Origin of the sequence: Erwinia sp. BNK-24-b, assembly GCF_047456155.1 — a bacterium.
GTDB lineage: Bacteria > Pseudomonadota > Gammaproteobacteria > Enterobacterales > Enterobacteriaceae > Erwinia > Erwinia phyllosphaerae.
On the sequence record NZ_CP179901.1, the window covers coordinates 1,878,901 to 1,894,380 of the forward strand.

General features: G+C 55.1%; 14 protein-coding genes. 9 read left to right on the forward strand and 5 right to left on the reverse strand.

The genetic code is table 11. The features are described 5' to 3' along the window. The first annotated feature begins 13 nt into the window (after positions 1-13). From ACMGGR_RS08365 to ACMGGR_RS08380, 4 genes are all read left to right on the forward strand, one after another. Positions 14-1,012 carry an MBL fold metallo-hydrolase gene (locus ACMGGR_RS08365; RefSeq protein ID WP_414148639.1) on the forward strand — a complete coding sequence of 333 codons (999 nt, stop codon included), beginning with the start codon at positions 14-16 and terminating at the stop codon, positions 1,010-1,012. 698 nt (positions 1,013-1,710) lie between these two features. Continuing rightward, positions 1,711-1,920: a transcription antiterminator/RNA stability regulator CspE gene (gene cspE, locus ACMGGR_RS08370; RefSeq protein WP_001062678.1), complete on the forward strand. Its 210-nt coding sequence runs from the start codon at positions 1,711-1,713 to the stop codon at positions 1,918-1,920. A gap of 165 nt (positions 1,921-2,085) precedes the next feature. Further along, positions 2,086-2,931 carry a 23S rRNA (guanine(745)-N(1))-methyltransferase gene (gene rlmA / locus ACMGGR_RS08375; RefSeq protein WP_246757502.1) on the forward strand — a complete coding sequence of 282 codons (846 nt, stop codon included), beginning with the start codon at positions 2,086-2,088 and terminating at the stop codon, positions 2,929-2,931. 270 nt (positions 2,932-3,201) lie between these two features. Further along, positions 3,202-4,764 (forward strand): TerC family protein, encoded by a 1,563-nt coding sequence (locus ACMGGR_RS08380; protein ID WP_414148640.1) that lies wholly within the window; start codon positions 3,202-3,204, stop codon positions 4,762-4,764. A 10-nt stretch (positions 4,765-4,774) separates the two neighbouring features. On the opposite strand, the gene ACMGGR_RS08385 is transcribed toward ACMGGR_RS08380, so the two are convergent. The 4 genes from ACMGGR_RS08385 to pabB form a co-directional block, all read right to left on the reverse strand. Then, positions 4,775-6,337 carry an EAL domain-containing protein gene (locus ACMGGR_RS08385; protein ID WP_246757500.1) on the reverse strand — a complete coding sequence of 521 codons (1,563 nt, stop codon included), beginning with the start codon at positions 6,335-6,337 and terminating at the stop codon, positions 4,775-4,777. A 191-nt stretch (positions 6,338-6,528) separates the two neighbouring features. Beyond that, the gene (sdaA, locus tag ACMGGR_RS08390; protein ID WP_246757499.1) at positions 6,529-7,893 is read right to left on the reverse strand and encodes an L-serine ammonia-lyase; all 1,365 of its coding nucleotides are present in this window, start codon (positions 7,891-7,893) and stop codon (positions 6,529-6,531) included. Positions 7,894-8,226: 333 nt separating this feature from the next. After that, positions 8,227-8,799, reverse strand: coding sequence for a CoA pyrophosphatase (locus ACMGGR_RS08395; RefSeq protein ID WP_246757498.1), 573 nt, complete (start codon positions 8,797-8,799; stop codon positions 8,227-8,229). Continuing rightward, positions 8,792-10,153: an aminodeoxychorismate synthase component 1 gene (pabB, locus tag ACMGGR_RS08400; protein ID WP_246758049.1), complete on the reverse strand. Its 1,362-nt coding sequence runs from the start codon at positions 10,151-10,153 to the stop codon at positions 8,792-8,794. Before pabB ends, ACMGGR_RS08395 begins: the two co-directional genes overlap by 8 nt. Positions 10,154-10,261: 108 nt before the next feature. On the opposite strand from pabB, the gene ACMGGR_RS08405 reads away from it, so the two are divergent. Next, positions 10,262-10,498 carry a YoaH family protein gene (locus ACMGGR_RS08405; RefSeq protein WP_414148641.1) on the forward strand — a complete coding sequence of 79 codons (237 nt, stop codon included), beginning with the start codon at positions 10,262-10,264 and terminating at the stop codon, positions 10,496-10,498. A 147-nt stretch (positions 10,499-10,645) separates the two neighbouring features. Here ACMGGR_RS08405 and ACMGGR_RS08410 read toward each other — a convergent pair whose 3' ends face one another. Next, positions 10,646-10,990: a RidA family protein gene (locus tag ACMGGR_RS08410; protein WP_246757496.1), complete on the reverse strand. Its 345-nt coding sequence runs from the start codon at positions 10,988-10,990 to the stop codon at positions 10,646-10,648. 104 nt (positions 10,991-11,094) lie between these two features. Here ACMGGR_RS08410 and ACMGGR_RS08415 point away from each other — a divergent pair, with 104 nt between their 5' ends. The 4 genes from ACMGGR_RS08415 to ACMGGR_RS08430 all read left to right on the forward strand — a co-directional run bounded on the left by ACMGGR_RS08415 (position 11,095) and on the right by ACMGGR_RS08430 (position 15,366). Next, positions 11,095-11,514 (forward strand): DUF4186 domain-containing protein, encoded by a 420-nt coding sequence (locus ACMGGR_RS08415; protein WP_414148642.1) that lies wholly within the window; start codon positions 11,095-11,097, stop codon positions 11,512-11,514. A 524-nt stretch (positions 11,515-12,038) separates the two neighbouring features. After that, positions 12,039-13,949 (forward strand): ATP-dependent DNA helicase, encoded by a 1,911-nt coding sequence (locus ACMGGR_RS08420; protein WP_414148643.1) that lies wholly within the window; start codon positions 12,039-12,041, stop codon positions 13,947-13,949. A gap of 57 nt (positions 13,950-14,006) precedes the next feature. Then, positions 14,007-14,708, forward strand: a complete 702-nt coding sequence (gene tsaB, locus ACMGGR_RS08425) for a tRNA (adenosine(37)-N6)-threonylcarbamoyltransferase complex dimerization subunit type 1 TsaB (RefSeq protein WP_246757493.1) — start codon at positions 14,007-14,009, stop codon at positions 14,706-14,708. 58 nt (positions 14,709-14,766) lie between these two features. Beyond that, positions 14,767-15,366, forward strand: a complete 600-nt coding sequence (locus ACMGGR_RS08430) for a Slp family lipoprotein (protein WP_414148644.1) — start codon at positions 14,767-14,769, stop codon at positions 15,364-15,366. Positions 15,367-15,480 lie beyond the last annotated feature (114 nt).

Genomic DNA, 15,480 nt, shown 5'->3' on the forward strand with positions numbered 1-15,480 from the left:
CAAGGAGCTTTAAATGGCCTGGCAGAATCCCTGGTACGATCCGCAAAAAAGCCACCATACGCCGGAAGGCTTTCGCAATCCCGAGGCGGAACTGCGTAATAAAGGCGATTTACAGCGCTGGCGTAAAGAACGAAAGGCACAGGGATTGCCGTTTCCGCCTGCCGCAGGCTACGACGGGTTTATCCGGCAGTGGTGGCAGCGAGCGGACCTTTCCGGGCAGGATGACGCGGTCTGGTGGCTTGGCCATGCCTGCATTCTGCTGCGGGTTGCGGGAAAATATACGCTGATCGATCCCGCTTTGTCAGAGCGTGCCTCGCCGCTAAGTTTCTATGGGCCGCAGCGTAAAACGCCAGCGGCGCTGGAGATTGACGATCTTCCCTCGCTGGATTGCGTGCTGATTTCGCATAATCACTACGATCATCTGGATACGCCAACCATCAAAAAAATCCTCAGGCGTTTTCCGCATGTGCAGTTTGTCGTGCCGTTAGGGCTGGCTCCCTGGTTCCGCAAAAAGGGCGCAAAGCAGGTTACCCAGCTGGACTGGTGGGAGAAAGCGGATGTCGTCGGCCTGGAGGTCTTTGCCGTGCCGGCGCGCCACTGGAGTATGCGCACGCCTTACGATCGTAACCGCTCTTTGTGGTGTGGCTGGGTCGTAAAAAATAGTGCACTAAGCTTCTGGTTCAGCGGCGACAGCGGCTATACGGATAATCTATTGGATATCCCCCGCAGGCTAGGGCCTTTTAACCTGGCCGCATTGCCGGTAGGGGCTTATGCACCGCAATGGTTCATGCGCGGACAGCATATGGACCCTCAGCAGGCCGTTTATCTGCATCAGCAGCTGGGCCAGCCCGTGACTATACCTATTCACTGGGGCGTTTTTGAGCTGGCCGACGAGTCGCTGGACGAGCCGCCCAGCGTGCTGGCAGAGGCGATGCAGGAAGCGCAGCAGGATGAGGTGCGCTTCAGCGCGTGGAAAATTGGCGCGAAAATGGCGCTAAATAATATAATTTAAGAACATTCCTAATCGGTGAATTTAAAGGCAGGAAAAAAACGAGATGCCCGTCCGTTAATCCGGATTGATTAGTGGTACTACCGCGAATTAACAGATAGCGACTGTGCTTTTAAATGGGGCAGTTAAAATTTCATTTTCCTGATTTTGGTGCAATTTAAAATTTAATATGAACCGGCCGCTTCTTTTGTTTAACTTTTGACATGGCCGTCTTCAACTTCCAGCAGATATGATTAAATGAATTTTTTCTGGGGAAGCTTTGCCATATTTCTGCAATAAACGCGGTTAAAAATCACCGCAGACGCAGGCCCGGACGATAGACTTAAGCGCGGTAGCGGATTATGATAGAGCCTGCAAAGTATGACTGCCAGGCTAACCCTATTCGGTTTTACGCGTTTAATGTTTGAGATTCCTTTGTTAATGAGCAATAAGTGCCGACGACGTTTCAATTATGTGCGATAGCGCCGCCACTGTTTAAAAATGACTTGCCATTAATAATCGAATATGTGATAACGCTTTTGGTAAAACGGGGTACAGTTCTGTTTATGTATGGCATCTTCAGTAAAGAAGTTCTGAGTAAAGACGTTACGTTGAATACCGCTTCCTTGCCGAGCCTTAATTTTATGCCTCATGCAGTCGTGTCTCTGATTTTTCTGTACGTCACGCCTTCGGGCGAATTAACATTCTAAGGAATTTGCAAAATGGCAAAGATTAAAGGTCAGGTTAAGTGGTTCAACGAGTCTAAAGGTTTTGGCTTCATCACCCCGGCTGACGGCAGCAAAGATGTGTTCGTACACTTCTCTGCAATCCAGGGTAATGGCTTCAAAACTCTGGCTGAAGGCCAGAACGTTGAGTTCGAAATTCAGGATGGCCAGAAAGGCCCTGCTGCTGTGAACGTCACCGCTATCTAATTTTCGATCTTGCCGTTGCCCGCGCGACGGATCAGGCAAGCATCAGAATAGTAAAGCCCTGCCATTAATGGCGGGGCTTTTTCCGTTTAAAACAGCGTAAGAAAGTCTCCATCAACCCGCCGCTTTCCGGTAAACTGCCGCCCTTAATCATTCCGGAGAGTTGTTATGTCCTATCTGTGCCCGCTTTGCCATCAACCTTTGTTGCCTGACGCGTCCGGCTGGTGCTGCGAAAACCGGCATCAGTTTGACCGGGCGAAAGAGGGCTACGTTAACCTGCTGCCGGTGCAGCATAAACGTTCAAAGCAGCCGGGTGACAGCGCGGATATGATGCAGGCGCGGCGAGAGTTTCTGGATGCCGGTCACTATCAGCCGTTGCAGGAAGAAGTTTGCGCCATCTTTCAGCGCATTTTGCCTTTAACAAACGTCAGCGTACTGGATATTGGCTGTGGCGAAGGTTATTACACGCATGCCGTGGCGGACATGCTGCAACGGCAGGGTGAAGCGGAAGTGCACGCGCTGGATGTATCCAGAGTGGCCGTTCGCGCCGGGGCCAAACGCTATCGCAACGTCCGCTTTTGCGTGGCTTCCAGCCACCGTTTGCCTTTCGCCAGCGGGCAGTTTGACGCCGTATTGCGTATCTATGCGCCCTGTAAAGCGGAAGAGCTGGCGCGGGTGGTCAAACCGGCAGGTTACGTGCTGACCGTAACGCCGGGACCGCGCCATCTGCTGCAGTTTAAAGAGCTGATCTACCAGGAAGCCAGGCTGCATGACGAAACGCCGGAGCAGCTGCAGGGCTTTACCTTGCAGGAACAGCATTCGCTGAATTATCCAATGAATCTGAACAGTGAAGAGTCCGCCGCGCTGTTACAGATGACGCCTTTCGCCTGGCGTGCTCGCCCGGAAGTGTGGGGCGTGTTAGCGACCACGCCATCGTTTGCCGTTGAAACCGACTTTACTTTGCGCCTGTGGCAGCGTGACGAGCAGGAAACGGGTCTGCACGACGACGAGTAAAAACAGCAGGCCTACGCGGCCTACTGTAAATGTAAGCAAATATTTTGACGAAGCCCGATGCGCTGTTTACAGTAGAACTCCTTAATTTTATCAGGAGTAACGGGCCTCAGCTCTCTCTATGGACTGTCATCGACGTCTTTTAACCATGCCACCGGGCCATCCGGCTACTGTCATCCCGCTCGCTGAGAGCATCCAGTTTCTGTCCCTGTTTCCCGAGTGCGGCGCCTGTTCGCCAGCTCGCTTTTCCTGCGCCTTTATCCGGAGTTCGTCATGGAATTTCTCTTAGACCCTTCAATCTGGGCCGGTTTGCTGACGCTGGTCGTGCTTGAAATTGTGCTGGGTATCGATAACCTGGTTTTTATTGCCATCCTTGCCGATAAGCTGCCGCCAAAGCAGCGTGATAAGGCACGTCTGATTGGACTGTCGCTGGCGATGATCATGCGCCTGGGTCTGCTTTCGTTGATTTCGTGGATAGTGACGCTGACCCGTCCGCTGTTCAGCGTGGGAGACTTCAGCTTTTCAGGTCGCGACCTGATCCTGCTGGCGGGTGGGTTATTCCTGCTGTTTAAAGCCACCATGGAGCTGCATGAACGGCTGGAAAACCGGGAGCATAGCGGCAGTGGCAATAAGGGTTACGCCAGCTTCTGGGCGGTAGTCGTACAGATCGTGATTCTGGACGCCGTCTTTTCGCTGGATGCGGTGATTACCGCTGTAGGGATGGTGAATAACCTGGCGATCATGATGACGGCCGTTATCATCGCGATGGGGTTAATGCTGCTGGCCTCGAAGCCGCTGACTAACTTTGTCAACGCCCATCCTACGGTAGTGGTGCTCTGTCTGAGCTTCCTGCTGATGATTGGCCTTAGCCTGGTAGCGGAAGGTTTCGGGTTTCATATTCCGAAAGGCTATCTCTACGCGGCAATCGGCTTCTCTATTTTGATCGAGCTGTTTAACCAGATAGCCAGGGTTAATTTTCTGCGCCACCAGGCCAGAAGGCCGATGCGCGAACGTACCGCCGAAGCGATTTTGCGTCTGATGGGAAGCCGTCATGGACAACCTGCTGAAAATGACCCCGAGAGCGACACGGCAAAAATTATGCCGAAGGAAGCTTTCCAGGATGAAGAGCGTTATATGATTAACGGCGTACTGACGCTGGCTTCCCGTTCGGTGCGCAGCATTATGACGCCGCGCGGTGAGATCTCCTGGGTCAACGCCGAACGACCGGTAGAGGAGGTGCGCATGCAGCTACTGGATACGCCGCACAGCCTTTTCCCGGTCTGCCGTGGCGAGCTGGATGAAATCATCGGGGTAGTCAGGGCAAAAGATTTGCTGGTCGCGCTGGATAACGGCGTCAATGTGGAAACCTTCGCCGCCGCGATGCCGCCGGTTATCGTGCCGGAAACGCTGGATCCGATTAACCTGTTGGGCGTGCTGCGTCGTGCGAAGGGCAGTTTTGTGGTGGTCAGCAACGAGTTTGGCGTGGTTCAGGGACTGATAACGCCGCTGGACGTGCTGGAAGCGATAGCGGGCGAGTTTCCGGATGAAGATGAAACGCCCGAAATTATTGCCGACGGCGAAGGCTGGCTGGTCAAAGGCGGCACCGATCTGCACGCCATCCAGCAGCTGCTGAATACGCAAAGCCTGGTTAAGCCAGCGGACGATCACGCGTCGCTGGCTGGCCTGCTGATTGCGCAAAAAGGACAGTTGCCGACGCCCGGCGAGGTCATTACGCTGCCGCCGTTCAGCTTTCAGATTGTGGCGGCCACCGACTACCGTATCGATCTGGTGCGGATAACGCGCGAACGTGAACTGACAGAAGAGGAACCGGCTTAACGGGCCACCATCAGCCGCCGCCGTGCGGCTGATGGTCAACCAGCCACTGCGGAAACGCTTCAAGCGGCATCGGACGAGCAAACAGATAACCCTGCAGCACGTCCACGCCTTTTTCACGTAAATAGGCTGCCTGCTCTTCCGTTTCCACACCTTCCGCGACCAGGCTCATATTCAGCCGCTGCGCCAGTGAAATCACCATATCAGTAACGGTAGCGTTAATAGCATCCGTCCCTATTGCGGCGGTAAACAGCTTGTCGATTTTCAGCACGTCCGGACTTAATGTCTTGAGATAAGAAAGCGAACTGTGTCCCGTGCCGAAGTCATCAATAGCCAACCTGACCCCTGCCTGACGCAGCTGGGCGACCACGCGGCGATCCACTTCCGGAAGAGCGTCGCGTTCGGTGAGCTCGACGATAAGCTGAGGAACAGGATTTGCCGACCACCAGTACTGCTTTAAATCCATCATAATCTGCCGATGATGGAAGTGGCTGGACGCGACGTTTATGGCGATATGAAAATCGGCTTTCTGCGGCAGTGTAGGGAGCTGCCGCACCAGTTCTTTAAGGACATAGCGCGTTAATGGCGCAATTAAATTATTGCGTTCCGCCAGCGGAATAAACAGGTCTGGCGACACCCAGCCCTGACGGGCGCTCTGCCAGCGCAACAGTAACTCAATCCCTTCGCACTCACCGCTACGGGCGTTGATCAGCGGCTGACAGTAAACCATAAATTCGCGCGCGTTAATGCCATAGCTGATTTGCCAGGCCAGACTCATACGGTTAGCGGTGGCCAGCCAGACGATATAGCCAGACAGCAGGCTCAGCAACAGGGCCAGAGGGAGCTGGCCGGGCAGCGTCGACAACGCCAGCCGTGTAGGGGCCGGGCCAAATAACGTGACCGAAAAAGGATAGCGCAGCGAAGTATTCTGATAGCTGACTTCATCTTCAGCAGCCAGCGCCGTTTCAATCATCGGGTTGCCATATTCCAGGCTGTGCGTGCCGACGTTAAATACGGCACGCTCAACCCAGGGCAACGCCGGTTCCAGCAAATAGTTGCTCATCATCTCAATATTAATGACTTGCAAAATACCGGCCCGATTATTGGCCTCAACAGGCGTCCACAGCAGCAAAACGGGCGAGCCTTTCAGTAAATCTTCGTCGGTGCTCAGCACCATGCGCTGATTATTTACCGCCAGTTCCGGATAGGTGGTACTGAAGCTGATATTGGTACTGCCGAAAATGCTGGAGCAGTACATGTTGTCATGCTGAACCAGAATAATTGACCGCACGGTTTGCAGCGAAGCCAGCTTTTCCACCAGCGGGAAGCGCACCTGCTCACAAGGCAATCCCACCAGTCCCAGCGTATTGTTTGCCGCCACGTCCAGCGGTGAAAAAAGGCGATCGAAACGCTGAATAGCCACTTTGGCGAAAGTCTGCGACTGCTGCTCAATATGTTTTTTCTCTACGACGAAACGTAAAGCAAGGGTAAGGATGAGCACCAGCGTGGCTACCACTATAGCAATCAACAAGCGTCGGCGGCGAAAAGCTCCCGTAGCTTCCTGTGACACCTGCATTAGTTACCGTCCTTAAAGCGAAACACGAACATGAAGATCCACAAGTTATCGGCAAAATTAACGTTAAGTTTAGTCGCGGGTGAGGGAAAAAGCGGGATAAAAAAACAATCACTTATCAGGCGGGTAGCAGAGGAGGGAATCAGGGGGAACAGGCAAAAGGGCCAGCGCCGTGAAGGGCGCTGGCGCAGGGATTAATCACACTGTACTTTGATCGCCAGGCCGCCGCGAGAGGTCTCACGGTATTTAGCGTTCATATCCTTACCGGTTTCATACATCGTTTCGATAACCTTATCCAGCGAGACGCGGGCTTCGCTGGTACGGCGCATCGCCATGCGCGCAGAGTTGATCGCTTTTACCGAAGCAATGGCGTTACGTTCAATGCAGGGAACCTGAACCTGGCCGGCCACCGGATCGCAGGTTAAGCCCAGATTGTGCTCCATGCCGATTTCCGCCGCCACGCAAACCTGTTCCGGACTGGCACCCAGCAGTTCGGCCAGGCCTGCGGCCGCCATTGAGCAGGCAACGCCAACTTCACCCTGACAGCCTACTTCCGCACCGGAAATAGAAGCGTTCATCTTATATAAGATGCCAACCGCACCGGCCGCCAGAAAATAGCGGATGAAAATATCCGGGCTGACGGACGCAATAAAATGGTCGTAATAGGCCAGCACGGCCGGGACGATGCCGCACGCGCCGTTGGTTGGCGCAGTAACAACGCGGCCGCCCGCCGCATTCTCTTCGTTAACCGCCAGCGCAAACATGTTTACCCAGTCGATAACGTTCATCGGATCGCTGGAAAGCTTATCGGACGACACCAGCAGCCGACGCAGCGCGGAAGCACGGCGCGGTACGCGTAGCGGCCCCGGCAGGACGCCTTCGGTATTCAGGCCGCGATCGATACAGTCGCGCATGCTTTGCCAGACGTCGGCGAAATAGCGTTCGATCTCATCGCGGCTGTGCAGCGCCAGCTCGTTCTTCATTACCATGCCGGAAAGCGACAGCCCCGTTTCGTGACAGTGGGCCAGCATCTCTTTGGCTGAATTGAACGGATAGGGCACCGACACTTCATTCAGGGTAGACTGGCCAAAGTGCTCTTCGTCAACAATAAAGCCGCCGCCGATAGAATAGTAAGTTTTACTGTAAATCATCGCCTCATTGGCAAACGCATAGATACGCATGCCGTTTTCGTGCAGGGAAAGGTTATCGCTGCGGAAAACCATGCCGCCCTCACGTGGGAAATCTACTTCATGCGCGCCGTTCGCCAGCAGCAGTCGCTGGCGCTCTTCCACATCGCGGATAAAGGCAGGAATACCATCAATATCGACCGATTCCGGCGAGGCGCCTGACAGCCCCATAACGATCGCGATATCGGTATGGTGGCCTTTGCCGGTAAGAGAAAGCGAGCCGTAAACGTCCACGGCGATACGCGTTACGTCAGTCAGCTTGCCCAGATTGACAAGATCGTCAACAAACTGCTTGCCGGCTTTCATCGGCCCCACCGTATGGGAGCTGGATGGACCTATGCCGATCTTAAACATGTCAAAAACACTAATCACATTTTGCTCCCGGGTCAGCGATTGATAGCTGGAAATTGAGGTAATGGTAGTCATCCTGCGCGCGATAGTCGCATGAAATAAACTAATCAGCAGCAGGCGAAAAAGTTATACACAGCCTTATCTGGCTGTTGGCTTGTGCACTTGTTCTGCCTGAACTTTATTAAGGCAAAGCAAGCGGGCCCGTCATGCTCCGGGCCTTCTGTTTGCGCTGCAATATAAAGGATTTACGCTGATTGTGAAGGGGGAAAGGCAACTAAAATCGCGAATTTTGACGTCAGACCGATTAATCGAACGGCTAAAAGCGCTAAACGGCGCTATTTTGTGCGGAAAAGGCTACTCTGCCACCTGTAAACTCAGCTCGCGAATGATCCCCGCCGTCATGCCCCAGATAAAATAGTTTTCAAACCATGAAAGCCAGACCCGATGGGTCACGCCGTGACGGTGAATATCTAACGGGGAGTAGCGTCCCAGACGTAGCGCTTCCTGTAGCGGCATTTCAAATACCGATTCGACTTCCGCCTCGTTGGCCTGCCAGCACAGGTTAGCAGGCAAAATGCCGACCACGGGAGTGACCTGGAAGCCTGTGCTGCTGGTCACCGGAGGTAATACGCCAATCACTTTTACGCTTTCCGGTGGAATCGCGACCTCCTCCTGCGCCTCTCGCAGCGCAGTGCAAATCAGTGACCGATCTTCGTTATCCCGCATGCCGCCTGGAAACGCGACCTGGCCCGCATGTTTGCGCAGCGTCGCGGCACGCCGTGTCAGCAGCAGGCCGGGACGTGGGCGATCGATAATCGGCACCAGCACTGCCGCCTGGCGGGTTGGCAACGAGGCGGGAGAAGCCTCCGGCTGCTGTAGCAGAAAACGCGTAATAAACCGATCCAGCAGAGGCGAGGATTCAGCCATGATAGTGCTCCAGACAGGGAAGAATACGATTCACTTTGTCGAACGTTTCCTGATATTCCGCCTGCTCGCTGCTGTCGGCGACGATGCCGCCCCCGGCGGTGCAGTAAAGCTGGCCGTTTTCCGCCGTCAGCGTACGGATAGTGATGCTGGTATCCATCCTGCCACACACGCTGAGATAGCCAATGCTGCCGCACCAGGCGTTGCGGCGATGCGGCTCCAGCTCGTCGATAATTGCCATCGCCCGGACTTTTGGCGCGCCGGTAATAGAACCACCGGGAAAGCAGGCGCGCAGCAGATCGCTGGCGGACAGGTCGGGCTTCAGCCGGGCAGTAATAGTGCTGACCAGATGATGCACGGCCGGGAAAGGCTCAACGACAAACAGCTCCGGCACTTTTACCGTGCCGGGTATCGCCACGCGGCCAATATCATTGCGCAGGAGATCGACAATCATCAGGTTTTCCGCCCGATCTTTGGGTGACCGGGCCAGCTTCTCCGCCTGGCGCCGATCGGCCTGCGGATCGTTCAGGCGCGGCAGCGTGCCTTTAATCGGGCGCGTTTCAATCTGGCCGGCGGCAATCTGGAGAAAACGCTCGGGGGAAAAGCTCAAAATGGTGCTTTCCGGTAAACGGATAAAGGCGCTAAACGGCGCGCGATTTTGCTGATTAAGCCGCTGCCAGGCCTGCCATTCGTCGCCGCTGTAGCTCGCCTGAAAGCGCTGGGCCAGATTGATTTGATAGCAGTCGCCGCTGCGTAACCACGCCTGAACCTGACGAAACTTCACGCCATACTCTTCGCGGCTCATATTTGATACCCATGAGCTGGTCAGGCGAAAAGGTTCGCCGCTATCAATCTGCTGCTGACGCAGCCAGTGCAGGCGGCTCTCTGCGTCGCCATGCGCAATTAACGTTAGCGACTGCCGATGATGATCGGCAATCAGCGTCCAGTCATAAATGCCCACGGCCATGTCCGGCGTATGCAGATCCTGCGCGGCCAATTGCGGTAGCTTTTCAAAACGTCGCCCAAGGTCATAGCCAAACAGCCCCAGCGCGCCGCCCTGAAAAGGGAAGTCTGCCGTTTCACAGGCAGTAAGGCCGCAGTTGTGTAGCGTTTGCTGGAGTAAATCAAGCGGGTCGGCAGCGCTCTCCATCACGGCTTCGCCTTGCGCAATCTGCGTTAGCTCGCCTCTGGTGGTCAGCGTGATCAGCGGGTCGGCAACCATAATGTCAAAGCGATTGTCGCTGTGCTCGGCCGCGCCGGAATGCAGCAGCATTGCCCAGGGCCGGTGGGAAACAGAAGCAAAGAGCTTCTCAAGCGCGTCAGGCGTATACTCTAGCGGATAATAAACAGGTGGCATGATGAGCAGATCGGAACCAAAACAGGCAGCAAGCCTGGCATATTTTTTCGCTGCTGGCATCTGTTTGTTACGCGTGGAATAATTCCCGCGACTGAAACAGGAGCAGATATGATTACAGGTTTACCGGCGCTGACGCTGGAACAGCAGCAGCAGGCAGTGGAACGCATTCAGGAACTGATGGCGGACGGCATGAGCAGCGGCCAGGCGATCCAGCTGGTGGCGGCGGAAATTCGTGAAAACCACACGGGCGACATGATTGCGGTGCGCTTTGAAGATGAAGACGACGATGGCGACGGCAGCGAAGGCCAGGAGCAGCACGACGACGCAGAAGACGACGACTATTAGTCATAGCAAGACGACGCGGAAGAAGACGACGAGTATTAGTCATAGCAAGGCGACGCAGAAGACGACGACGAGTATTAGTCATAGCAACGCGACGCAGAAGAAGACGGGTATTAATCATGATGGCGCACCGGCAGGCGCGCCGTTAGCTTATCTGGCCGCCACGATTTTGATTTCGACCAGATAGTTGGGATTCATCAGGCCGGCCTGCACGGTACAGCGCACTGGCGCATTGCCCGGCGATACCCAGGCGTCCCAGGCTTTATTCATCGCTGCAAAATCCTCTTTGTGCACCAGGAAAATGGTGGCGTCGAGAATGCGGCTTTTGTCAGAGCCAAGACGTGCCAGAATGCGGTCGATCACCGCCAGCGCGTTAGCCGTCTGCGCTTCGGCATTTTCATCCAGGTTTTCCGGGACGCTGGTGTAGTAGATGGTATCGTTATATACCACGGCTTCCGACATACGGGGCTCTGGATCAAGGCGTTCAATAGTCATCTGATTTCCTTTTGCTTCTTCACAATGGCCGACAGCCTGGCACAGTTGCCGTGCGCTTGTCACCCTCAATCACAGCGCTCAGCTTTTATTATCCGGACATGCCCGTGCAGAGTATTAACGAACTTTTTTCGCGCCTTTCGCGCTCGCCTTTTCGCCAGAAATTCCATCTTGGCCACGCGGAATATGTTTATTGCCAAAAGAAGGGCGAAGAGAGGGTTGCGCAACACGCGGCGGAATTTATCCGCGATCGTCTTTCAGCCGCAGAACCCGTGAACGATGGCCAGCAAACGCCCTTGCGCGGACATCCGGTTTTTATCGCCCAGCATGCGACGGCGACCTGCTGTCGTGGCTGCCTGAGTAAATGGCATTGCATCCCGCAGCATCAGGCGATGACGGCAGAACAGCAGGCATGGGTGACAGCAGTTATCGTGCACTGGCTTCGTCAGGAAATGCAGCGGCCATTACCGCCGGAAAGACCACGGCGAAAAAAGCCGATCAACGATCGTCAGCTTCCGCTGATATAAAAGGATGCGCGCCTGCATTTTGGGTGAAAAGAAATATACATTAACATATTTTATAAAATACCCGCCGCCTGGGGCTTGTGATTTTACCGGTAACATTCTAGTTTTAACTGCGGCAGTAAACTACGGTAAAAAACAGGGGTATTGATGATGAAACTTTCTAAACTCGTTGTTTATATTGAAAAAATAGGCATAGCGATCTTCGTTGTCTTATTATTTTACATGTTGATAACAGGACTGCTTTCGGCTTCAGGCTGGGAACACAGCTGGCCGTACCCACACCGCTAGAATTCGACTTTTTCATCAGGGAAAATAAAGTAACAGGCAGATTATTCAGGCGATTGCCTTTTCTCGTCGCCAACAGCCTGAGCCGCATTACTAAGCCGTAGCCCGTTCATGCTTTTTCCCGCGCCAGATTCGCGGGTGGGTTGGGTTTTCTTGTTTAACCACATGATTTTTAAGGGTTTGTATCCTTATGGCAATGCTGCCATAATAGCCTGCTTTTTTTTAACGGGCGGTGAGGATACGTGGTAAACGATTTTGCAGCAGATGGCGCGCTGGCGCAGGCCATTCCCGGTTTCAAGCCGCGCGAACCTCAGCGCCTGATGGCGGACGCGGTCAGCCAGGCCATTGATGATAAACGGGAGCTGGTGGTAGAAGCAGGGACGGGCACCGGTAAAACCTATGCCTATCTTGCGCCAGCCCTGCGTTCAGGTAAAAAGGTCATTATCTCTACCGGATCAAAAGCGCTCCAGGACCAGCTGTACAGCCGCGATTTGCCGACAGTAGCGCGTGCGCTGAAGTTTAAAGGCGTGCTGGCGTTGCTGAAAGGGCGTTCAAACTACCTGTGTCTGGAAAGGCTTGAGCAGCAGTCAATGGCGGGCGGTGAACTGGCGGCGCAGGCGATGAGCGATCTGGTCCATCTGCGCGGCTGGTCCAGCGAAACGGTAGACGGCGATATCAGTACCTGCGGCGGCGTGGCGGAAGACAGCCCGGTCTGGCCGCTGGTTACCAGCACCAACGATAACTGCCTGGGCAGCGACTGTCCTTTATATCAGGACTGCTTTGTTGTAAAAGCGCGCCGCAAAGCGATGGACGCCGATGTCGTGGTGGTGAACCACCATCTTTTTCTGGCGGATATGGTTGTGAAAGAGAGCGGCTTTGCTGAACTCATCCCACAAGCGGACGTGATGATTTTTGACGAAGCGCACCAGGTGCCGGACATCGCCAGCCAGTATTTTGGGCAGCAGCTTTCCAGCAAGCAGCTGCTCGACCTGGCCAAAGACATTAACATCGCTTACCGCACCGAGGTTCGCGACGCACAGCAGCTGCAAAAATCGGCTGACCGGCTGGCACAAAGCGCGCAGGATTTCCGCCTGGCGCTGGGCGATCCGGGTTTTCGCGGCAATCTGCGGGAGCTGCTCGCCAGTTCTAATATTCAGCGCGCGCTGCTGCTGCTGGATGACGCGCTGGAGCTGTGTTACGACGTGGCGAAACTCTCGCTGGGCCGCTCGGCGCTGCTGGATGCCGCTTTCGAACGAGCTGCACTCTATCGTGGTCGACTTAAACGGCTGAAGGACGTTTCGCAGCCCGGTTTCAGCTACTGGTATGAATGCAACAGCCGTCATTTCGTGCTGGCGCTGACGCCGCTGTCGGTATCCGATCGCTTTCGTGAAGTGATGAACGAACGCCCGGCCAGCTGGATATTTACTTCCGCCACGCTGGCGGTTAATGAACAGATGACGCACTTTGTTGAAAGGCTCGGCGTAGCCAGTGCCAAAACGCTCATTCTGAACAGCCCGTTCGATTTTGCCCGTCAGGCGCTGCTGTGCGTGCCGCGCAATTTGCCTTCGCCAAATCAACCCGGTTCGGCCCGCCAGATGGCGCGCATGCTGCTGCCGCTGATTGAAGCTAACAATGGCCGCTGTTTCTTCCTCTGTACTTCACACCAGATGATGCGCGAACTTGCCGAACAGTTTCGCGCTATGTTGACGCTGCCGGTGCTGTTACAAGGGGAGACCAGCAAGGGCGAGCTGTTAAAGCAGTTTATTGCGGCGGGCAATGCGGTGCTGGTGGCAACCAGCAGTTTCTGGGAAGGTGTTGACGTACGCGGCGATGCGCTTTCGCTGGTGATTATCGATAAGCTGCCGTTTACGTCGCCTGAAGATCCGCTGCTGAAGGCACGTATGGAAGATTGTAAACTGCGCGGCGGCGATCCTTTCGATGAGGTGCAGTTGCCGGATGCCGTTATTACCCTGAAGCAGGGCGTCGGGCGCCTGATCCGTGACGTCGACGATCGCGGCGTGCTGGTTATCTGCGACAACCGCCTGGTGATGCGGCCCTACGGCGCGGTTTTTCTGAACAGCCTGCCGCCCACACCGCGCACGCGGGATATTCAGCAGGCGGTTGATTTTCTCCGTCCGCCTTCAGCACAGTAATTTATCGCGCAGTATGCTATGCTGCGCGCCGAAATTTTCCCCCCGCCAGAGGTAAGTATGTCCACGCAAATTTTAGCTATTGATACGGCTACCGAAGCCTGCTCGGTAGCGCTGTTAAAGAATGACCAGGTCACGGCCCATTTCGAGCTGTGCGCCCGTGAGCATACGCAGCGTATTTTGCCCATGGTGCAGGCGCTGCTCCTGCAGGGAGAAACAACCTTAAACGAGCTGGATGCGCTGGCGTTCGGCAAGGGGCCCGGCAGCTTTACCGGCGTGCGTATTGGCACAGGTATCGCTCAGGGGCTGGCGTTTGGCGCGCTGCTGCCGATGATTGGCGTTTCCACGCTGAAGACCATGGCGCAGAGCGCATGGCGCCTGCAGCAGGCGAGCCGCGTGCTGGCCGCCATCGATGCGCGGATGGGCGAGGTTTACTGGGCGGAATATCAGCGCGACGAACAGGGCGTCTGGCAGGGAGAGGCCACGGAAGCGGTACTCAAGCCGGAAGCGGCTCTGCAACGTATGGCGCAGCTGGAAGGGCGCTGGGCGATGGTCGGCACGGGCTGGCAGGCTTATCCGCAGCTGAGCGCCGACAGCGCGCTGACCCTGCAGCCAACAGAAGTATTACTGCCGTGTGCGGAAGATATGATCCCGCTGGCGGCGCTCGAGCTGGCGGCAGGAAAAACCGTGGCGCCGGAGGAAGCAGAACCTACCTATTTACGTAACGAAGTGACATGGAAAAAATTGCCGGGAAGGGAGTAAACTCAGCAACTAATCGGTACGGAAGGAGTCCAAGCAGTTAGGGTCACAGGAGAGTTTTATGCGTAAAAATCTGTTGTTACGGTCAGGAAGTTTGCTGCTGGTTTCCCTGCTGCTGGCGGGTTGCGTCAGCGTGCCGGATTCGATTAAAGGTACATCGCCCACGCCACAACAGGATTTGGCGCGGGTGCTTAATGCGCCACAGATATATGTAGGTCAGGAGTCTCGTTTCGGCGGTAAGGTAGTCAAAGTTACCAACAAAGATGGCCTTACCCGTCTCGAAATTGCCGCTATGCGTCTGGACGAGAGCGGGCGTCCGATTCTGGGCACGCCTTCCATCGGGCGTATCTATGCAGATATTCATGGTTTTGCCGATCCTGTCGATCTAAATAGCCAGATGGTCACGGTGGTAGGGACGATTAAGGGCACGGAAAAAGGCCAGATTGGCCAGGCTTCCTATCAGTTTGTTACGGTCGCGGTGACGGGCTATCAGCGCTGGCGGCTGACGCAGCAGGTCGTTTCACCACAGCCGCCAATGGATCCGTGGATCTGGTACGGGCCGCCGCGCGGACGCCATCGTGGCGGTTACTGGGGGCCGCCGCCGGGCGCCATGTTTTATAATCAAGGTCCGGCAGAAGTACAGACTATCCTGACCGAATAATCGTTACGCAGTAAATTGCCAACCCGACGGCTGCCCACAAGCGTCGGGTTGTTTTTTTGCATTTCAGGACGAAATCAAATTAGTGATACGCTTCGCAACCCTAAAACAGAACCA